A 20,628-nucleotide genomic window follows, 5' to 3' on the forward strand; every position below is an offset into this window, starting at 1 on the left:
GCGGCACGGACGGCTGATCCGTCGCGGCGTGCCAGGAGTCGTGCGGCGGTCTCGTATGTTCCTCAGGCATGCGGGCCCCAGCATCGGTCGACTCCGTGCGCGGCTGGGTCATGGTGGCCGCCGCGTTCGCCGCGATGTTCGTCTCGTTCGGGATCGCCTACTCCTTCGGCGCGTTCCTCGAGCCGATGTCGGAAGAGTTCGGGTCGGGTCGTGGCATCACGTCGGCCTTCTTCGCCCTGACGTCCCTCACATACTTCGGCCTCGGCGCCCTGAGCGGCATCGCGGTGGACCGCTACGGCCCTCGGCGGGTGCTGCTCGTCGGTGCGCTCGCCCTGGGTGCCGGGCTCGCCGCGACATCGGTGGCAGGAGAGCTGTGGATCGGCCTGGCCACCTACGGCCTGGGGGTCGGCATCGGAGTCGCCTGTGCCTACGTTCCGATGGTCGCCGTCGTCAGTGGGTGGTTCGAGCGACGGCGCACGCTGGCCATCGGGGTGGCAGTGACCGGGATCGGCCTGGGCACCCTCACCGTCGCGCCGCTGGCCGCCGCACTGATCGGCGACCTCGGATGGCGGAACACGCACCTCGTGCTGGGCCTGGCCGGCACGATCGTCCTCATCGCCTGCGCCCTGGTCGTCGAACGCCCGCCGGTGCAGGCCGGCCCGGCGGCGCTGACCCTGCGCGAGGCCGTGCGGAACCGCGACTACCGGCGGTTGTACCTGGCGTCGGGCCTGCTGTCCGTCGCGCTCTTCGTGCCGTTCGTGCATCTCCCCGGGTACGCCGAGGCCGCCGGCGTGGGCCGGGTCGCGGCGGCGGCGCTGGTCGGGGTCATCGGCGCCGCGAGCATCGCCGGCCGACTGCTGCTCGGGCTGGTCGCGGCACGAACCGGTGCGCTGCGTGCCTTCCAGGGGTGCTTCCTGGCCATGGGCGCGAGCTTCGCGCTGTGGAGCCTCGGTGGCGGTTACGGCGTGCTGGTCGTCTTCGCCGTCGTGCTGGGTGTCGGATACGGGGGGTTCGTCGCGATCGGTCCGGCGGTCGTGGCCGAGCGCTTCGGCACGACACGCCTGGGCGGGCTGCTGGGGTTCCTCTACACCAGCGCCGGGATCGGTTCGGCGATCGGCTCCCCGCTGGCCGGCGCTGCTGTCGACGGCTTCGGTTCCTACACCCCGGCCATCGCCGGATGCCTCGCCCTCGGGTTGGCCGCCTACCTGGTCGTGCTCAGCGTCGGCCGTTCCTAGGCGGTCCGGGTGACCGGCTGTGGGCGCATCAGGAGCCGGCGAGCCGCCGCGCGAGGTAGGGCGCGGTGGCGCTGCCCGCGGCCGCGGCGATCTGGGCCGGGGTGCCGGAGGCGACCACGCGCCCGCCCGCATTCCCGCCGCCCGGGCCCAGGTCGATGACCCAGTCCGCGGAGACGATCGTGTCCAGGTCGTGCTCGACCAGGACGACGGTGTTGCCGGCGTCGACGAGCCGGTGCAGCTGCTGCAGCAACAGCCGGATGTCGGCCGGGTGCAGGCCCGCCGTCGGCTCGTCGAGCAGGTAGAGGGCATGGCCCCTGCTGGCACGCTGCAGCTCGGTGGCGAGCTTGATGCGCTGGGCCTCGCCACCGCTGAGCTCGGTCGCCGGCTGGCCCAGCCGCAGGTATCCCAGTCCGACGTCCTGCAGCGTCTGCAGGCTCCGCGTCGCGGCCGGGACATCGGCCAGGAACGCGACGGCGTCGTCGACCGACAGAGCCAGGACGTCGGCGATGCTCTTGCCGTGGTGGAGCACCTCGAGGGTCTCGGCGTTGTAGCGGGCGCCGGAGCAGGTCGGGCAGGGCGCGTAGGTGCCGGGCAGGAAGAGCAGTTCGACGGAGACGAAGCCTTCCCCCTGGCAGGTCTCGCAGCGGCCCTCGGCGACGTTGAAGGAGAACCGCCCGGCCGTGTAGCCGCGGGCCCGCGCCTCGTCGGTCGAGGCGTACAGCTTGCGCACGGCGTCGAACAGGCCGGTGTACGTGGCCAGGTTGGACCGGGGCGTGCGGCCGATGGGCCGCTGGTCGACCCGGACGAGCCGGTCGAACGCCTCCAGCCCGGTCGCGTCCCGCAGGTCGATGTCGAGGTCCTCGTCGTCCGGGTCCTCCGACCGCGGGCCGAGGTGCCGTCGCACGACCTCGGCGAGCACCTGCGTGACCAGCGTCGACTTGCCGGAGCCCGAGACCCCGGTCACCGCCGTCAGCACCCCGAGCGGCACGTCGACGGAGACGTCCTGCAGGTTGTGCCGGGAGATGCCGCGCAGGTGCAGCCAGCCCCGCGGCACCCGGGCGGAGTGCTCGATCGGCTCGGAGCGGCCGAAGAGGTACCGGCCGGTGGGGGAGTCCTCCACCGACTCCAGGCCGGCGACCGGTCCGCTGTAGAGCACCCGCCCGCCGCCGGCGCCCGCCGCGGGGCCGATGTCGATGACCCAGTCGGCCCGGCGGACGACGTCCATGTCGTGCTCGACGACGAAGAGCGAGTTGCCCGACGCCTTGAGCTGGTCGAGCACGTCCAGCAGCGGCTCCGCGTCCGCGGGGTGCAGGCCCGCCGAGGGCTCGTCGAGCACGTAGACGACGCCGAACAACCCGGACCGCAACTGGGTGGCGATCCGCAGCCGCTGGGCCTCGCCCGGCGACAGGGTGGTCGAGGGCCGGCCGAGTCCGAGGTACCCGAGGCCGAGGTCGAGCAGCACGTCGATGCGGGTGACCAGGTCGGCGCTGATCCGCACGGCGACCTCGGTCGACTCGCCGGACTCCGCGCTCGACGTGGCGGCACCGGGCTCGGCGAGCAGCGCCACGGGCCGCAGCAGCGCCGCGACCTCGACGAGCGACATCGCGTTGACCTCGGCGATCGAGTGGCCGGCGAAGGTCACCGCGAGCGCTTCGGGCCGCAGCCGGCTGCCGGAGCACTCGGGGCAGGCGATGCTCTCGACGAACCGCATCGCCCGGTCCCGCATCCGCTGACTCGGGGAGTCGGCGAGCACGTGCATGACGTGCTTGCGGGCGCTCCAGAACTTGCCGTGGTAGCTGTGGTCGATGCGGTCGCGCTCGGGCTTGATGAGGACGGAGGGCTGCTCGTCGGTGAACAGCAGCCAGGTCCGGTCCTTGCGGGCGAGGTCGCGCCACGGGGTGTCGACGTCGATGCCGAGCCCGGTCACGATGCTGCGCAGGTTGGCGCCCTGCCAGGCGCCGGGCCACGCCGCGATGGCGCCGTCGCGGATGCTCAGCGACGGGTCGGGGACCAGGAGGTCCTCGGTGACGTCGTGCACCTCACCGAGCCCCTGGCAGCGTGGGCAGGCGCCGGCCGCGGTGTTGGGGGAGAAGGCGTCGGCGGCCAGGCGGCCGGCTCCCGGCGGGTAGGTGCCGGCGCGCGAGTAGAGCATCCGCAGCAGGTTGGACAGCGTGGTCAGGGTGCCGACCGTCGACCTCGAGCTCGGCGCTCCGCGACGCTGCTGGAGGGCCACGGCCGGTGGCAGCCCGGTGATCTCCCGGACGTGCGGTGCGCCCACCTGCTGCACCAGCCGGCGGGCATACGGTGCCACCGACTCGAAGTACCGCCGCTGCGCCTCGGCGTAGAGCGTGCCGAACGCGAGCGAGGACTTCCCGGAACCGGAGACGCCGGTGAAGGCGACCATCGCGTTCCGCGGGATGTCGACGTCGACGTTGCGCAGGTTGTGCTCGGAGGCGCCGCGGACGTGCACGAAGGAATCGGTAGCCGCGTCTTCCACCCGCGCAGGCTAGCCACCGTCGGCGCCACCGGCCCGGAAGGCTCCTGGTCAGGGGACCGCCGAGCGCGGTCACCGCGCCGGTGCGGGACCCCACGACGTCATCGGGCGACGTCCGGTCAGGCCATGTCCACCGCGATCTTCAGCTGCCCGGGGCGTGGAGAGGCCGCGGCGCTGAAGGCCGCCTGCACGTCGGCAACCGGGTGGACGGAGCTGATGTAGCCCTCCCGCAGTTCCGGGTGCGCGGCCAGGTAGGCGTCGGCGTCCGCCAGCACCCGGCGTCGGTCCAGGGCGACTCCCGAGCGGAGCGTCAGGTTCTTCCGCAGGAAGGTCATCATGTCGAAGGGGTAGACCGGGTCGTCGGGAACGCCGAAGTAGAAGACCTGGCCGCCGAACGACACGGCGTCCAGGGCCGGCGCGAGCGTGGAGATCTGGTGGCCCACCGCCTCCACGACCACCGACGGCCGGTCGGCGTCGGACAGGCGCTCCGCCCACCGCTCGGCGCGGGCGGTGACCATGTCGTCCACGCCGAACATCGAGGCGACGTCGGTGCGGTCGACCGGGTCGATGCCGGTCACCCGGCGGGCGCCCCGGGCCTTGAGGACGTGGCTGAAGAGCAGGCCGATCGGGCCCTGGCCGATCACCGCCACCGACGTCCCGGAGACGTCGCCGAGCTGCTCGACGGCGTAGAGCACGCACGCCAGGGGCTGCAGGAGGACGGCGGTGGTGGGCGGGAGGCCGGGGTCGTAGCCGGCCAGGCCGTCGCCGTCGGTGGCCACGAGCTCGGCGATGCCGTCGAACATCGAGGCCCAGCCGACGACGAGGTCACCGGGGGAGTGGTCGGGGTGCCGGCTGGCCACGACCTCGCCGACGATCTCGTGCAGCGGGAAGCCCGGAGCCCGGGTCGCGCCCCAGCCGTCCTCGGCGGCCGGGTGCGGCCACAGCCCGCCCCGGAAGTTGGGCAGGTCGCTGCCGCAGATGGCCCCGGCACGGGTGGCCAGCAGCACGTGGCGGGGGGCCAGGGCCGCGGGGTCGGGGGCCGGGACCTCGACCTGCTCGAACCGGAAGGGGCCGCTGAGCGCCTGCGCCCACATGGCAGATCTCCGTCCTGCTGGTGCCCGCCACCGGACGGGTCGACGCCAGCCTGCCCGATGAACCGGGGCCACGGCCAGACGTGGACGGCTGCGTCGGAGCCGCGTCCGGGGCGCCGTCTCGGCACGTCGGTCGTCCTGCTCGTTCCTGCAGGAGGAAGTCGTAGGCGGCCCGTCCGCGGGGCGATCCCGACGAGAGAACCCCCACGGCTCGACAGCCGTGACGTCAATGTGTGTCCGAGGGGCGACACGCTACATACGCACACGCCTGCGCCCGGTCTGAGTCAACCGAACCATGGGCAGTCCCGCCCTTTGGCGGGGTCGGGTGTCGCGGCCCGGCGGTCCGGTAAGCGGGCACGACCAGGCGGAATCTCGGTCAGCAGTCCCCCCGAGAGATCTATGTGGCAACGAAGCCCGTGCCGCCGTGGTCACCTGAGCACTCGGTGCTCGAACTCGTCACCGTCCTGCCAGATCACGTCGAGATCCAGGTACATCGATGCGGCGCATGAGAGGTCGTCCTGGGACGGTTCGCCGGGCAGCAGTACAGCTACTCGGTCGACGAGCGTCCGGTCGGCGGCGAGGTTCACGAGGTATCGGTACCGGTGCACCTGCCCGATCGCCGGGAACAGTCCGTCGACGGTGGCCTTCGCCTCGACGATCAGGCGACGGCGCTCGTCGTAGATGTCTGCGACGAGGTCCGTGCCCCCGACCCTCCCGATCCGATACTCAAGCCGCGGCCTGTAGCCGAGCGTCGCGATATAGGAGGCGACGAGGTGGGCCTCGAGCCGTCTCTCGTCGGCGAGAGCCTGCGCGACCGTGGTGTGCGGATCGGCAAGCCGGGTCGCTGCGAGTGCCAGTTCGCCGCGGGCGCGCCAGCACTTCATGGCGTACAGCTCAAGCTCGCGCCCCTTGAGCCGCTCGTGCATCGCCCGGTAGACGTCGGCGTGCCGGTACCTGCCGTCGAGCGCCACGAAGGTCTGGTAGATCGTCCGGTGCCCACCGTCGGCCTTGGTCGGCCAGCCGAGTGCAAGCACAGCATCGGCGACCTCGGCGAGCGGCGCCTCCCGCGGGTCGGTCGGTCGAGCCCGCCGGTACTCCTCGGTCTCGAGGTCGTGGGCGAGCGCGCCAGTCGACTCAAGGTCGATCACGGCCCGCAGGACGGGATCGATGGTGAGCGCCGGCGCGATACCGAGGGTCTTGGCGAGGTGCTCCCGGGTGTCCTCCCAGGTGGCGGTGCCCGCGGCGTCGAGCTGCTGCTCGATGTAGCGGGTCGCACGGCTCACCCGGTGCTCGAGGGTCGGGCCGAGCGGGGACGTCATGGTGAAACCGTCCAGACGTCCGCCCGCAGCGGCGGGACCGTGCGGGCAACAGGGACCTCGATCGAGACCTGCACGACCTCAGGGCGCGGTGCGGGTCGAGCATGGGCGCGGAAGGTGAGCATGGCGCTCGGTGAGGTGGCAGGACACATCATGACCGCGACCGTGCCATGCACCAGGCGCTACATGCAGGGCAGGCGCTTCGAAACACCCCATCCGCCCGGCGAGCAGGCTCGCCGGTGCCGGTGTTCAGGCATCAGACGAGCGTGCCGGCAGGTAAGACACGTGAACCCCCACCGGCCTGTCGGCCGTGGGGGTTCAACTCGGTGTCCGAGGGGGGACTTGAACTCCTGTCCTCGGTTCAGCATCTAGGTACGTCACGATGCTCTGAACTGGGCTTTTGCCTTGCGTCAGAGACGCCCAGACGACCCAGGTTCGCATCCAGATACCCCTAAATCCACGGGCAGCAGTATCACGCGGAGTATCACGAGGCGATCCTTCGCGGACCCGACTTCCGATCGGTCGGCCAGCTCAGGTCAACGAGTACGCCATCCCACGCAGACGATGCGCTGTCAGCTGGGCGGCGACTTGTCGGTACGGGGCCGCTAGGCGTCCTCGTTGCGATCAGCTGGGTCGTTGTGGAGTGCGCGGCTAACGACTACCAGCAGTGGTGTCGTTCGGGCCTCCGACAGCGTCGTCGACTGCCACGCCGAGGACGGCCAGCAGGGGTAGGCGTGGGATCAGTAGTCGTCGACCCAACCGGACCACCGGCAGCTCGCCGTTCTCGATGGCCCGGGTAACCGTGCGGACGTCGACACCGAATACCGAGGCCGCCTGCGCGATCGTCACAACGGCGGAGCCGCTGGCCCTGAGGTCCTCAAGGTTCACCGCGGTCCCTCCCTACGAGCGATGACGTCGGGCTGGATCGGGAGCGCCTTAGGACCGCACCCGTCCGTGCCGGAGGCCCGACGGATGGTCGTCTTACAGCCGGCCCCGAGCAGGCACACCGCCTCCTCCGGCGTCAGCAGCAAGGGACCGGCGCCCAGCACGTCGCGGAGCAGTTGCGCATCGCCCATGTCGCTATCCTCCGGAACTGTCCCGCTCCGCTGCCACGGCCCGAACCGTGCTGGAGCGGTTGCTGCCTGCTGCCTGCTGCCTGCCGTCCAACGATCGCGAACGAGGCTCCAGAAGTTCTCTCGTTCCAGTGCACGGCAGCACCGCCCGCCCGCCGTCATCCGACAGGCCGGCGCCTCGGATCCGTCTTCTGCTACCGGAGGATCCCCCCGGAGAAGTACCGGAGGTCAGCCTTGAGTACGGGACATCGGCTACTGCCCGGGCGCGTCAGTAGTGGGGCGCCCTTACGGACGGCGCACCGAGCTCGACCGTGCGGTCCCGCCCGCATGACCCCCCGGCCAGCGGGCCGTCGCCGATGCAAGTAGGGCACTCACAGGGCGGCCGGAACGTGCGGACCAGCTGGGGCAGGCCGACGGCCAGGTGAGGGTCAATGGGTCGCGCCGCCGCCGGGAAAGGGCCACCGGTGGCGAGTCCTGCATCCCGCTGGACGACACAACCCGCGCCGTCGGCGCCGAGGCCGGCTGGCTGATGGACGACGTACCCCGGCCGGGAACCGGATCCACGTGCGCCGCACCGCCAACCTGGACACCGGCGGAACGATCCACGACATCACCGACCGGCTGCCCCCGAGGAATGCGCTCCGTCGGCCCCGATTGCCGGGGCCGACTACATCGCCGCAGCTCAGGTCCTTGCTGTCGTGACGTCCACCGTGACAGGCCGCATCCGTCGCTAGCTCGTCCTGCGGCACGGTCGGTGACGAGAGGTGGGCGTCGCTACTCACCGGTTCGCGGCCTCCGCTTGACGGAGTTCGGCTGGTCGTCGCAGCGAGGCACCCGCCGCCGGATGACCGGTTTAGCGGGGATAGCCTGCCGTGGCGCATCGGAGGAGGATCCATTGGAGCACCACGATCCATCGCCGGAGACGGCAACCACCCCCCGCTGGTTCTCGGCGGCGCTGGCCTCGCGCCCGGACCACGTGGACGTGGACGTGGACGGCTGCGCGATCCACCTCCGCTGCTGGGGGGACCCGGCGCTCCCGGGCCTGGTGCTGGTGCATGGCGGCGCCGCTCACTCCGGGTGGTGGGATCACGTAGCTCCCTTCTTCGCCGGCGAACAGCGGGTGGTGGCGCTCGATCTGAGCGGGCACGGCGACAGTGGTCACCGTGAGCACTACGACATGACTCTGTGGGCGACCGAGGTGATGGCTGCGGCGGCCGCCGGTGGGATCACCCGGCCACCTGTGGTGGTCGGCCACAGCATGGGCGGCTGGGCGGCGGCAACCACAGGTGTCCAGCACGGCGAGCGACTCGCCGGCGTCGTCATCATCGACTCGCCCTTGAACGACCAGCCCCCGGAGGAGAAGGGAATCCGCCACCGGATGCGGCCGCGGCGGGTCTACCCGACCCTGGAGGAGGCGGTGGCCCGCTTCACCACGCTGCCGCGCCAGGACGTGATGCTCCCCTTCATCGCCCGGCACATCGCGGAGCAATCACTCCGGCAGGTGGAGGGTGGCTGGACCTGGAAGTTCGACCCCGCGATGTTCGGCCAGCGCGCGTTGATGCGGGAACTGCTGCCCGCCCTACGCTGCCGGGCCGCACTCCTCCGGTCCGAGTTCGGGTTGGTCCCGCCGGCGATGGCGGTGCGGATGGAACAGTTGCTACCCGTGGGGGTTCCGGTGATCGAGCTGCCCGACGCGGGACATCACCCGATGCTCGACCAGCCGTTGCCGTTGGTCGCAGCCCTACGCACCCTTCTCACGTCCTGGACCGCAGCGGCCCGCTGAGATCGGCCGCCGCTCTCAGCGGCGCACCACCCGGAGCAGTGCTGCCGGGGCGAGGTGTCCGGTGCCCCTGGCCGATCGTCGGACTCCGCCTCCGTCCACCCTCTACCGGGTCCCCGTCGGCGAGGTCGGGGACTGGTTGTAGTGCCCATGAGGGTTGTTGACGGCGTCGGGGGCTGGACCAATGGGGAGACCTCCGAGCGAAGGTGTGGGTGCTGACGCCGCACCGATCTTGCGAAGGTCCCATGTCCCTTCTGCGTCCCTCATTGCCGAATGGACGGCGTACCGGGGCGGCAACGATCACGGGCGACGCTCACCGGGCCGGTCCGTACGCCGAACCGACGGCAGTTCGGCCAACGGGATGAGCGTGAGGCGTCGGTGGCCTCCCGGAACTCCTTCCCCGACTCGTGGCCCCTGCTGGACCGGCTGGTGGAGCGAAACGCGGTATGGCGACGCTGGGAGGGCTGCTCCTCCATCTCCGGAAGCGGCCCTCCCAGCTGTCGCTCAGTGAGCTCAGCGACGGGCGTCGGCGAGCTCGCGGTCAGGCGCCGGGGTGTGGCGTTCCAGGGTCGAGCCTTCGATGTCCACGTTCGGCAGCCCGCGGTCCAGCCAACGGGGCAGATACCAGGCGCTGCGACCCAGCAGTGTCATGACCGCAGGGACGAGCGCCATCCGGACGACGAAGGCGTCGACGAGGACGCCGAAGGCGAGGGCGAACCCGATGCTCTTGATGGTGGCGTCCGGGCCGAGGACGAATCCCGCGAACACCGACGCCATGATCAAGGCTGCGGCCGTCACGACCCGCGCGCCGTGACGGAAGCCGCCGATGACGGCCTCACGCGGCTCGGCGCCGTGCACGTGCTCCTCCCTCATCCGGCTGACCAGGAACACCTCGTAGTCCATCGCCAGGCCGAACAGCAGTCCGATGAGCAGGATGGGCAGGAAGCTCACGATCGGCCCTGTCGAGGCGACGCCGAGCAGTTCGGCCAGCCAGCCCCACTGGAACACGGCGACGAGGGCACCGAAGGTGGCCGCAACGCTCAGGAGGAAGCCGAGCGTTGCCTTGAGCGGCACCAGGATGGAGCGGAATGCCACCATCAGCAGCAGCATCGCCAGGCCGACGACCACCGCGAGGAACAGCGGGAGTGCATCGGCCAGCTTCTCGGAGATGTCGATGCCGAGCGCGGTGTTGCCCGTGACGGCGAGCTCGGAGCCGGTCTGCTCCCTCAGGCCGGGACGGAGGTCGCGGATGTCGCCGACCAGATCCTCGGTCGCGGCCGCGGACGGCCCCTCGCTCGGGATGACAGTGATGGTTGCCGTATCGCCGGCCGGGTTCGGCCGCGGCGGTGCCGTGGTCGCCACGCCGTCGAGCGCGGCGATCGCCTCAGCAGTGGCGACGAAGGCAGTGTCCGGCGCCTCGGCGTCCGTAGCGTCCACGACCACGGTGAGCGGACCGTTGAAGCCGGGCCCGAAGCCCTCGGCCAGCAGGTCGTAGGCCTGCCGCTGAGTGGCCTCCTCCGACAGGTCCCCGTCGGTGGGCAGCCCCAACCGCAGGTCCAGGGCCGGCAAGGCGATGACCCCGAGGCCGATGACGGCAGCGAGGACGACGGGTACCGGTCGGCGGGTGACGAAGCGCGCCCACCGCGTGCCCCAGGACTCCGTCGTGGCCAGTGCTGCCTGACGGCGCCGCAGACCAGGCACCGGCCAGCGGCTGAACCGATCGCCGGCGAAGCCCAGCATGGCCGGCACCAGGGTCAGCGCGACCAGGACCGCCACGCCGACCATGCCGGCCGCCACGAGACCCATCGTGGTCAGGAACGGGATGCCGATGACGGCCAGCCCGGCCAGGGCGATCATGACGGTCAGCCCGGCGAAGACGACCGCACTGCCGGCGGTGCCGACCGCTCGCCCCGCCGCCTCGCGGGCCGGCGTGCCCGTCGCCAGCAGCTCCTTGTGCCGGATGATGATGAAGAGCGCGTAGTCGATCCCGACCGCAAGCCCGATCATCAGACCGAGGGTCGGTGTGGCGCTGTCCAAGTCGACGACGGCCGAGAGGGCTTGGACCGCGGCCATGCCGGTGGCCACGCCGATCAGGGCGGTCAGGAGCGGCAGGCCCGCGGCGAGCAGCGTGCCGAAGGTGATCGCGAGGACGACGAGGGCGACGACGACCCCGGCCGCCTCGGCGATGCCCTGCTCGGGTGCGGCCTGGGTGGCCTCGCCGCCGAACTCCACCTGGAGCCCGGCGCCCCGGGCGCCCTCTCCCACGTCGAGAAGGTCGGCTCGCGCCTCGTCGGTGATGTTGTTGGGCTGCACCTCGTAGACGACCGTGGCGTAGGCGGTGGTCTGGTCCGCCGAGACGCCGCGGTCCTGGAAGGGGTCGCTGACCTCGGTCACCTGCTTCGCCTCCGCCGCGGCGGCGAGCGTCTCCTGGATGGCGGCGCCGATCTCCGGATCGCTCACCGTCCGACCTTCGGGAGCGCGGAAGACGATGCGGGCGGTGGCGCCACCCGCCGCGCCGTCGGGGAAGCGCTCCTGCAGCGTCTCCAACGCGGTGACCGACTCGACGCCGGGGATGGAGAGCTGAGCGTCGGCATCCTTTCCGACAGCGCCGGCCAGGCTGCCGAGCGCGACCAGGGCGAGCACCCAGGCCATGAGGACTGTCTTGCGACGGTGGAAGGCCCAGCGTCCGAGACGGTGGAGGAAGACGGCCACGTGTGGTGCTCCGGAGGTCAGGGGGGGCGGTGAGGGGGACCGGCATCGGTGACTAGCTAATCGGCTAGAGGCTACTAGCCATGCGGCTAGTAGCGCCGTGGGCCGTGGGGCACACGGGCTGATGGCTACCCTGACGTGGTGACCAGCCCGCAGCTCGCGACGTCGGCAGCAGGTAGCCCGACATCGGCTCCCCGCACTCCTGGGGCGCAGCGCGTGCTGGAGGCCGCCCTCGACCTGTTCGCCGCCCAGGGGTTCGACGGCACCTCGTTGCAGGAGATCGCGGATCGGCTCGGCGTGACGAAGGCGGCCGTGTACTACCACTTCCGGACCAAGGACGAATTGCTCCTCGCACTGGTCAGGCCGGCACTGGACGAGTTGATCCGACTGGTCGAGGCCAACAGCTCGAGGGAGAGCCGGCACCGGAGCCGGGGTATCGAGGTGGCCGGCTACGTCGACTACCTGCTGCGGCACCGTCGGCTGGCCGGGTACCTCGTCCGCGACGCCGCCGCCATGTCCAGACCTGCCGTCCTGGAACTCACGACGCGGCTCCGGGGCAAGGTGGAGTCGATGCTCCTGGGGGACGGGGCAGATGATCTGGGCGCGGTGTGGGGAGGCGCGACGCTGCAGGCGCTCACCGGGGCCTTGCTCGCCGCGCCGGCCGACGTCACCGAGGACTGGCTCCGCGAAGAGCTCACCGAGATCACCGCGCAGATGCTCGCCGGCTACCGCAAGGCAGTCCGTCGCCGGGGAGCCATGCTCTCCGTCGGGTGAGCCGGACCGCGGAACAGCCCACGTGCGGGGTCACCCGCTGAGTCCGCCCGCCTCGTGTCCGCACTCCATGCCGTGAGATGTGACGGGTGGCGAACCACCGCGCCTTCCAGGAGTCAGGACTGACAAAGGTCGGTATGACCCCCTCGGGCGACTAGGATCCCCTTCTTCCGTACGGGCGCCGTGGCCCCCGGGGACCGCGGCGCCACCGGTTGATCGGCGGCGACATGGACGGTGTCTCGTTCTCGGCCTGGCAAGCGCTGGATGCAGCGCTCTGGCGTCTGCTGGAGGAGACCCTGTCCGTCTTCACCTGGACGGCGGCAGCCGCATCATGTCTGGGGGCCGCGGCCTTGTCCTGCTACGGCATCTACGCCGCCGCCGGACACCTGCTCGGCCGTCGCCTCGGGCCGACCGAGCTCGTCGACAGCTTGCCTCCATCGGGAGTCGACGATCAGGTCGTGCACCGTGAGGCGGTGCGGGGTATTGCTGCCTTGGAGTCCTGGCTCGCCCAGGCGTCACCGGGATCGGTGGGCGACGACGATGCCTGATCGCGGCCGGGGAGGCTGCGGCGGACCAGCTCTGTGCGGCTGGACGCCGTACAGCAGCCGAGTATGGTTGGGACATGCAACCGGATCAGGGTGGGGTTGCCCTCGAGTCGCTGGAGCGCATTGAACAGGCGCTGACCCACCTCGTCCACCGAGCACAGCGCGTCCGGCTTCATACCGATGGGCCCGTACAGCTGCTGGACCGGAGCGCGTACACGATCCTCGGCCTCCTGAACGACGCGGGACCCATGCGCAACGGGGCGTTGGCGGCCCGCCTGCACCTCGACGCCTCGACGGTGAGCCGGCACGTGGCCGCCCTGCAGCAGGCCGGGCTTACCACGCGGGAGGCGGATCCGGACGACGGACGGGCCTGCCGGCTGCGACTGACGTCCGCCGGGCAGAGTGCAGTCGCGGAGACACGCCAGCTCCGCCGGAATGCCGTCCGCGAGCTGGTCGGCTCCTGGCCGACCGACGAACAGGACATGTTCGCGGCGCTGCTGGAACGGTTGAACGCGGATCTCGACGGCCTGGCCAGCGACGCAGCGCCTGGCGGACAGCCTGCCGACACGACTCGTGCGGAAGAGGTCGTGCGCGCGTGAGTTCTCCTGCTCCCCGTAACCCGCCTCCGGACTCCGCCGGCGGCGAGGGTCTGCCGCCGCTGGGGCACCGGCAGATCGTGACAGTGCTGGTCGGCCTCATGCTGGGCATGCTCGTCGCGGCGCTGTCGCAGACGATCGTGGCGACGGCGTTGCCGACCATCGTGGGGGAGCTCGGTGGGCAGGAACAGCTCGCCTGGGTGGTGTCGGCGACGCTGCTGACTTCGACTGCATCCACGCCGATCTGGGGCAAGTTGTCCGACCTCTACGGGCGGAAGATCATGTTCCAGTCCGCCATCGGGATCTTCCTGCTCGCCTCTCTCGCCTGTGGCTTCGCCCAGGACATGGCCCAGTTGATTGCATTCCGCGCGGTCCAGGGCATCGGCGCCGGTGGGCTGATGGCGTTGTCGCAGGCGATCCTCGGCGACATCGTCAGTCCGCGGGAGCGTGGTCGCTACCAGGGCTACATCGGATCGGTGTTCGGCATTGCCACCGTTGCGGGGCCCTTGCTCGGCGGGTTCCTCGTCGAGCACCTGTCCTGGCGATGGACCTTCTGGGTAGGCATCCCGATCGGCGTGGCCGCCCTGCTGGTCACCGAGCGGGTGCTGCGACTGCCGTTCCCGCGCAGCAAGCGCTCGATCGACTGGCTGGGCGCGTTCTTCATCGTGGGCTCGGTCAGCGCTCTGCTGCTGGTGCTGTCGCTGGGCGGCAAGGAGTTCGCCTGGAACTCCGCGTGGACCTACGCGCTCGCCGCCGCGGCGGCCGTCCTGCTGGCCCTCGCCGTGTGGCAGGAGCGTCGCGCTCGCGAGCCGATCATGCCGCCGCACCTGTTCGCGAACCACACGTTCGTCATCACAAGTCTGGCGGGCTTCGTCGTCGGCGTCGCCATGTTCGGGGCGATCGTCTTCCTGCCGCAGTATCTGCAGATCGTCAAGGGGCAGTCGCCGACCGCCTCCGGGCTGCTCACGCTCCCCTTGATGGTGGGCCTGCTCGGCGCCTCGATCGGGTCCGGGCGAGCCATCACCGCCACCGGCCGGTACAAGATGTTCCCGGTCGTCGGCCTGCTGCTGGCCGCCGCCGGGCTGGGACTCATGAGCCGGCTGGCCGCCGACACCTCGCTGGTCGTGGCCGGGGGGTACATGTTCGTCACCGGTGCCGGGATCGGGCTGGTCATGCAGGTCCTCGTTCTTGCCACCCAGAACGCCGTGGAGCGGAAAGATCTCGGCGTCGCGACCTCTGGTGCCACGTTCTTCCGCTCGCTCGGTGGCGCGCTGGGGGTGGCCGTGTTCGGCGCCCTGCTCACGCATCGCCTCGCCGACACCATCCCGTCCCGGCTCGCCGAGGCCGGCGTCCCGGCCGACAGGCTCGGGGGAGGGGCTCCGACGCTCGGCAGCCCTGAAGAGATCGGCGCGCTGCCCGAGCCGGTGTACACCGCGGTCATCACAGGCTTCGCCGATGCGCTGCAGACCACCTTCCTCGCCGCCGTCCCGTTCGCCTTGGTCGGTTTTCTCGTTCTGCTGTTCCTGCGGGAGACCCCGCTGCGCCGTCACCCGCAGGAGCAGACAAGCGGTGAAGACCTCGCCGAGGCCTTCGAGACGGCGGTCGTTCCGGACTCCGATCTCCGGCGCGGAACCGACGACGTCGCTCGCCCTCCTCATTCCGACACTCACGGCACGGCAGGCACGCAACCACCGAAGGCCCGGCCGTAGCGTTGTACGCCCGCGGCGGCCGCGACACGACCGCCTCCGCCGACCTCCGAAACGCGGAGGCCCGAGGGGTCATTCGGGTCGCAACCCCACCCGGTCGCGTGGGACAGCGGGGGCCGAAACCCTTCCTATTGCGGCGCCACGGGGCGACGATGGTTGCTGCGTGCAACGCCGGGAGAAGCGCCGACCGGCGGTGCTGTCTCACCCCCTGACGGCGCTGGACCCCTACGGAGTGGGGTGCGCGGTGGACTGCTATCTCAGAGGCACCCTGTATCTCCAGGCCGCTGCGATGTGGCTTCGGGCCGTGGCGCGGTTCCTGCTGTGGTGCCTCATGACTGGCGGCCTGGCCATGGGCACGTCGTGGGCAGGGCGTCCGGCGGTACTGACCAACTGGCTGGCGGCCGGGCCCCCGACCTGGCAGGGGCCGTGTCGCCGACAGGTCATGATCGCGCTGGAGGCGGCGCGGGGGTTCGCCGAGCTGGAGTCCTGGATGCGGGCCGGCTGTCCGCCACGGGCTGTTCGGCCGGAGCGGGACCGCACAGGGCCGCCGAAGACCTCTGACTGAGCGGCCTCAGGGAAAGGCTCAGTCCTGGGGTCGGTGCAGCCCTGGAGGGCCCGGCGCGTCGCTTCTCGACCCTCCGATGCGACACCGGGGTTCGATGCGCAGCTCAGCCCGCGCCGCCGTCACTCCGGCCCGGCCGCAGGCCGGGACGTGTCACCGCTCGTGGACGGCCGGGTTTCCCCCTCCCTCCAGCGGCCGGGGCTGACTCCCTTCCACCGCCGGAAGGCATGGACGAAGGTGGAGGCATCCGTGTAGCCGAGGCGTCGAGCGACCTGCTCGACGTTCAGACCGGCGGTCACGAGCAACTCCTCCGCCAGGTGTTCACGTGTCTGCTCCACGATCGCGCGGAACGTGGTTGCCTCGTCGCGGAGCATCCGGCGCAAGGTCCGCACGCTGACGTGCATCTCCGCGGCGACCTCCTCCTGTCCGAGGATCCGGCCCCCGGTGTGCACCAGGAGGTCACGCACCCGCCCGCTCGTCCCTCGCCGTGAGTGGCGGCGCTGGAGGAGGTCCCGGCACTGGGCCTCGCAGAGTGCGGCGGTCAGGGGGGCTGCCTGCGGCAACGGCTGGTCGAGGAGGGCAGCGTCGAAGACCAGGACCGACCGTGCGGCGCCGAACCGCGGCGGCACTCCGAACGCGGTCTCGTACGGCGTCGGATCGGCGGGCTGCGGCAGTCGCAGCGCCACGCGCAGCGGCACGACAGGGCGCCCCAGTGTCTCCCGCCACAGCTGCAGGGCCGCCGAGCTGTCGCGGAGCAGGACGAAGCGCCGGACGTGTTCCGGGACGTCCAGGTCGTCGAAGAACAGCCGGACCTCGCCGTCGTCCTCCCGGGCGCTGACGCGCGTCAGCGCGTACGTGAGGTCCACGAATCGCATCGCGACCTCGGTCCCCTCGCGGAGGGTGCGGCTCGAGAGCAGGGCGAAGCCCCAGATGCCGTAGCTCGCCAGCCGGTATCGCGCTCCGGCGGTCAGGCCTGCGTCCTCGGGCAGCGAGCCGGCGATGGCAGCGATTGCACGCATCTCCTGCTCGCCGGTGATCTCGGCAGCCGGGTCCTCGAGGGCTTCTTCCGGTATCCCCCCGCCGGCCAGCACGTCACGGCGGGGGAGGCCGTGCTCCACGGCCAGCCCACACAGAAGTGCCACGCTGCCCGTGCCGCGGACGGGCGCGTCGAAGGGGTGTTGGGGGTTGGCCGGAATACTCAACTCACGGCCGATTGTGGCATGGCTCACCTCCGCCTCGCACGGCTAGCTTCCGTCGTGACCGACATCACCAGGCAGATGGGCAATGAAGCATGACCTTGACGGCAGAAGCAGCAACCGGCACCGCGGCGGAGACCCAGCACGTCGACGTGCTCGTGGTCGGGGCGGGGATCTCCGGGATCGGCGCCGCCTATCACCTGAAGCAGCAGTTCCCGGACAAGAGCTTCGTCATCCTCGACGCGCTGGACGCCCGAGGCGGCACCTGGTGGACCCACCGCTACCCCGGCGTCCGGTCCGACAGCGACCTGTTCACCTTCGGGTACAAGTTCAAGCCCTGGCGGGGGGCGTCGATCGCCACCTCGGACGAGATCCTGTCCTACCTGGACGAGGTCATCCAGGAGAACGACCTGGGCGACCGGATCCGCTACCGGCACCGGGTGAGCGCGGCCAGCTGGTCCTCGGAGGAGAAGCGCTGGACTGTGCAGGTGACCCGTGAGGACACCGGCGAGTCGCTGCGGTTCACCACCGACTTCCTCTGGATGTGCCAGGGCTACTACGACCACTCCCGGCCCCACCAGCCGCAGTGGGAGGGGCTGGACCGGTTCCGCGGTCATGTCGTGCACCCGCAGCAGTGGCCCGCGGACCTCGACTACGCCGGCAAGCGCGTCGTCGTCATCGGATCCGGAGCCACCGCGGCCACCCTCGTGCCGGCCATGGCGCAGGAGGCGGCGCACGTGACGATGCTGCAGCGCTCGCCGACGTTCTTCTTCGCCCGCCCCAGGACCCACGAGCTGGCGAACACACTCCGCGCCCTGGACGTCCCTGACGAGTGGACCCACGAGATCCTCCGGCGCGCGTACATCGCCGAGGGGGACGAGATCACCCGGATGTCCAAGGAGGCGCCCGACGAACTGCGGGCCTTCATCATCGAATCGATGCGTCCGCTGCTACCCGAAGGCTTCGACATCGACAAGCACTTCAACCCCACCTACCGGCCGTGGCAGCAGCGGCTCGCCCTACTCCCGGACGGCGACCTGTTCACCGCCATCCGGGAGGGCAAGGCATCGGTGGTCACCGACACCATCGAGACGTTCACCGCGACCGGGATCCGCACGTCCTCGGGTGAGGAGATCGAGGCCGACGTCGTCGTCACCGCCACCGGATTCGACCTGAGCCTGTTCGGGGGAGTTGCCTTCACAGTCGACGGAGAGCCGGTCGACTTCACCGAGCGGGTCACGTGGCGCGGCATGATGATCAGCGGCGTTCCCAACATGGCCTACGTGTTCGGGTACTTCCGCGCCAGCTGGACCCTGCGTGCCGACCTGGTCAGCGAGTTCGTCTGCCGGTTGCTCGCTCACATGGAGGAGCGGGGTGTGGCGACCGTCGTCCCCACGCTGCGCCGGGAGGACGACGGTATGCAGCTGCGGCCCTGGGGCGACCCGGAGAACTTCAACGCCGGCTACGTCATGCGCACCATGCACCTGATGTTCAAGCAGGGGGACCAGGAGCCCTGGGTCCACCTGCGCGAGTACGCCGAGGAGCGCGACTCGTTGCCTGCGCTCGACCTCGACGACAGCTCGCTGGTGTACGGCTGACCGGCCGTCGCGCCGCACCGCTTCCGGAGTCCCTTCCCGCACGTCCCCAGCCGTCCCCCACAAGGAGAACCCTGTGCCGGTTGACCCGCACATCGCCGCCGTCCTCAGCATGATCGACCAGGCAGGCATGCCGCCCATGTACGAGGGGAGCGCCGAGGCCGGGCGCGCCCAGTACCTCGCGCTCACCCACGGCTCCCGGGCGCCCGAACACGTCGTCCAGGTCGGGAGCAGTGAGGACCGGACGGTGCCCGGTGCCGAGGGTGACCTCGAGGCGCGCGTCTACCGCCCGGAAGGCGAGGGCCCTTTCCCCACGGTGATCTTCTTCCACGGCGGAGGCTGGGTCATCGGCGATCTCGACACCCACGACAACATGGCGCGCAACGTCTGCAAGGGCAGCAACGCCGTCGTGGTGGCCGTGGACTACCGGCTGGCCCCGGAGCACCCGTTCCCGGCCGCAGCGGACGACGCGGTGGCCTCCGCCCGCTGGATCGCCGGGCACCTCGACGAGTTCGGCGGGGACCAGCGGCTGGGCCTCGCCGGGGACAGCGCCGGCGGCAACCTCGCCGCGGTCGTGGCGCAGGTACTGCACGCCGACGGGACGCCGCTGGCCGGCCAGTTCCTGATCTACCCGGCCGTGGACGCGGAGGGGGAGTACCCCTCCCGCGTGGAGAACGCCAAGGGCTACTTCCTCGAGAAGGACACCATGGACTGGTTCTACGGCCACTACGCAGGCGCCTGGGACGACGCCAAGGACGCCCGACTGTCGCCGCTGCACGGCGCCGACCTGTCGGGGCTGCCTCCTGCGGTCGTCGTGACGGCGGAGTTCGACCCGCTCCGGGACGAGGGCGAGGCCTACGGCGAGGCGCTGCGTGCCGCGGGCGTCGCCGCGGACGTCCGTCGCTACGGCGGCATGATCCACGGGTTCTTCGACATGGGCGCCATCTCGCCGGCAGCGCAGAGCGCGATCGACGAGAGCAGCGCCCGGTTCGGCGAGCTGCTGCGCGGCTGAGGGGTCCGGGCAGCCGACCCGCCACGGGGGGGCCGGCTGCCCGGCGCTCGAGCCGTGGGTGCGACGAACCGCGGGTCGGTCACGCGGGGGACGTGTCCACCGGCGGGACGAATTCCCGGGCCACGACGCGGAGATCGTTGTGCTCTCTCGCCGCTGGAGAGCACAACCACCGGATGGCCGGGCCCATCACCGCAGGCTCCAGCAGGCCGCCCCGGGCCTCATCCGGCAGGTCGTCGGGGATCATGCCGGTGACCGTGGCGCCACCGGGCAGCAGCAGGTGGACGTGGACGCCCGTGCCGGCAAGGTCGGCGGCCATGACGCGGGACATCGCGTCGGTGGCGGCCCTGGACGGGCCGTAGGGCACGAACCCTCGGCGACGCATCGTCTCCTCGTTGATGCTGACGTTGACCACGGTGCCGTGTCCCGCCGCGACCATGTCGGGTACGACCGCGCGGGCCACCAGGAAGTAGCCGGTGACGTTGGTGGCAATGAGGTCGGCGAAGCCCGCCGGGGCGACCTCGTAGAACCGTCGCGGCTCGGTCAGGAACCGCGGATTGACAGTCCGCATGCCGATGCCGGCGTTGTTCACCAGGACGTCGATGCCACCCAGGGCAGCGCGCGCCGCCGCCACGCCATCGGCGACGGAGGCCTCGTCCCGCACGTCCATCGCAATTCCGGTCGCCGATCCGGGCCCGGCGGCAGTCTCCTGCTCGGCGACCCGGCGCGCGCGGTCGGCGTCCCGGCCGGTCAGGACCACTGAGGCCCCATCGGCCACCAGAGCCCGCACCATGCCCAGCCCCAGCCCGCTGGTGCCGCCGGTCAGCAGCACCCGCACGCCGCTGACATCGGTCTCCCGCGCTTGGCTCTCGATCGCCTGATCGGGCATCCGATCCTCCACCGCCGGGTTCCGCGTCCCCCAGAACCCTGCCATGACGCCGGGGCCCTCG

15 protein-coding genes are annotated in these 20,628 nt (G+C 71.2%); 8 read left to right on the top strand and 7 right to left on the bottom strand.

Annotated elements, in window-relative coordinates; genetic code table 11:
• Positions 1 to 68: 68 nt before the first annotated feature.
• Positions 69 to 1,235, top strand: a complete 1,167-nt coding sequence (locus tag LBW97_RS10655; protein ID WP_224499404.1) for an MFS transporter — start codon at positions 69 to 71, stop codon at positions 1,233 to 1,235.
• A 28-nt stretch (positions 1,236 to 1,263) separates the two neighbouring features.
• Here the strand turns inward: LBW97_RS10655 and uvrA are convergent, their stop codons facing one another.
• The 4 genes from uvrA to LBW97_RS20605 all read right to left on the bottom strand — a co-directional run bounded on the left by uvrA (position 1,264) and on the right by LBW97_RS20605 (position 7,024).
• On the bottom strand, positions 1,264 to 3,732 hold the full coding sequence (gene uvrA / locus LBW97_RS10660; RefSeq protein ID WP_224499405.1) for an excinuclease ABC subunit UvrA: 2,469 nt from the start codon (positions 3,730 to 3,732) through the stop codon (positions 1,264 to 1,266).
• A gap of 116 nt (positions 3,733 to 3,848) precedes the next feature.
• Positions 3,849 to 4,823 carry a zinc-binding dehydrogenase gene (locus LBW97_RS10665; protein WP_224499406.1) on the bottom strand — a complete coding sequence of 325 codons (975 nt, stop codon included), beginning with the start codon at positions 4,821 to 4,823 and terminating at the stop codon, positions 3,849 to 3,851.
• 425 nt (positions 4,824 to 5,248) lie between these two features.
• Positions 5,249 to 6,103: a hypothetical protein gene (locus LBW97_RS10670; RefSeq protein WP_224499407.1), complete on the bottom strand. Its 855-nt coding sequence runs from the start codon at positions 6,101 to 6,103 to the stop codon at positions 5,249 to 5,251.
• A gap of 684 nt (positions 6,104 to 6,787) precedes the next feature.
• On the bottom strand, positions 6,788 to 7,024 hold the full coding sequence (locus tag LBW97_RS20605) for a helix-turn-helix domain-containing protein (RefSeq protein WP_051515995.1): 237 nt from the start codon (positions 7,022 to 7,024) through the stop codon (positions 6,788 to 6,790).
• Positions 7,025 to 8,191: 1,167 nt separating this feature from the next.
• Between LBW97_RS20605 and LBW97_RS10680 the strand changes: the two genes are divergently transcribed.
• Complete coding sequence (locus tag LBW97_RS10680) at positions 8,192 to 8,992, top strand: alpha/beta fold hydrolase (RefSeq protein WP_224499408.1); 801 nt, start codon at positions 8,192 to 8,194, stop codon at positions 8,990 to 8,992.
• A 510-nt stretch (positions 8,993 to 9,502) separates the two neighbouring features.
• Here the strand turns inward: LBW97_RS10680 and LBW97_RS10685 are convergent.
• Positions 9,503 to 11,701, bottom strand: coding sequence for an MMPL family transporter (locus LBW97_RS10685; protein ID WP_040339454.1), 2,199 nt, complete (start codon positions 11,699 to 11,701; stop codon positions 9,503 to 9,505).
• Between the two features lie 138 nt (positions 11,702 to 11,839).
• On the opposite strand from LBW97_RS10685, the gene LBW97_RS10690 reads away from it, so the two are divergent.
• The 4 genes from LBW97_RS10690 to LBW97_RS10705 all read left to right on the top strand — a co-directional run bounded on the left by LBW97_RS10690 (position 11,840) and on the right by LBW97_RS10705 (position 15,319).
• Positions 11,840 to 12,472, top strand: a complete 633-nt coding sequence (locus LBW97_RS10690) for a TetR/AcrR family transcriptional regulator (protein WP_166518255.1) — start codon at positions 11,840 to 11,842, stop codon at positions 12,470 to 12,472.
• 224 nt (positions 12,473 to 12,696) lie between these two features.
• A complete protein-coding gene (locus LBW97_RS10695; protein ID WP_224499409.1) occupies positions 12,697 to 13,017 on the top strand; it encodes a hypothetical protein in 321 nt (106 codons plus the stop codon).
• A gap of 74 nt (positions 13,018 to 13,091) precedes the next feature.
• Positions 13,092 to 13,613, top strand: a complete 522-nt coding sequence (locus LBW97_RS10700; protein ID WP_051515993.1) for a MarR family winged helix-turn-helix transcriptional regulator — start codon at positions 13,092 to 13,094, stop codon at positions 13,611 to 13,613.
• On the top strand, positions 13,610 to 15,319 hold the full coding sequence (locus LBW97_RS10705; RefSeq protein ID WP_051515992.1) for an MDR family MFS transporter: 1,710 nt from the start codon (positions 13,610 to 13,612) through the stop codon (positions 15,317 to 15,319). The genes LBW97_RS10700 and LBW97_RS10705 overlap by 4 nt, the downstream gene beginning before the upstream one ends.
• Positions 15,320 to 16,000: 681 nt before the next feature.
• Here LBW97_RS10705 and LBW97_RS10710 read toward each other — a convergent pair.
• Positions 16,001 to 17,020: an AraC family transcriptional regulator gene (locus LBW97_RS10710; protein WP_166518254.1), complete on the bottom strand. Its 1,020-nt coding sequence runs from the start codon at positions 17,018 to 17,020 to the stop codon at positions 16,001 to 16,003.
• A gap of 149 nt (positions 17,021 to 17,169) precedes the next feature.
• On the opposite strand from LBW97_RS10710, the gene LBW97_RS10715 reads away from it, so the two are divergent.
• On the top strand, positions 17,170 to 18,672 hold the full coding sequence (locus LBW97_RS10715) for an NAD(P)/FAD-dependent oxidoreductase (RefSeq protein WP_040339451.1): 1,503 nt from the start codon (positions 17,170 to 17,172) through the stop codon (positions 18,670 to 18,672).
• A 73-nt stretch (positions 18,673 to 18,745) separates the two neighbouring features.
• Positions 18,746 to 19,681, top strand: coding sequence for an alpha/beta hydrolase (locus LBW97_RS10720; protein WP_137161232.1), 936 nt, complete (start codon positions 18,746 to 18,748; stop codon positions 19,679 to 19,681).
• Between the two features lie 79 nt (positions 19,682 to 19,760).
• Here LBW97_RS10720 and LBW97_RS10725 read toward each other — a convergent pair whose 3' ends face one another.
• A complete protein-coding gene (locus LBW97_RS10725) occupies positions 19,761 to 20,567 on the bottom strand; it encodes an SDR family oxidoreductase (protein ID WP_051515990.1) in 807 nt (268 codons plus the stop codon).
• Positions 20,568 to 20,628: the final 61 nt, after the last annotated feature.

It is taken from the genome of Blastococcus sp. LR1, from assembly GCF_020166105.1.
Lineage (GTDB): Bacteria > Actinomycetota > Actinomycetes > Mycobacteriales > Geodermatophilaceae > Blastococcus.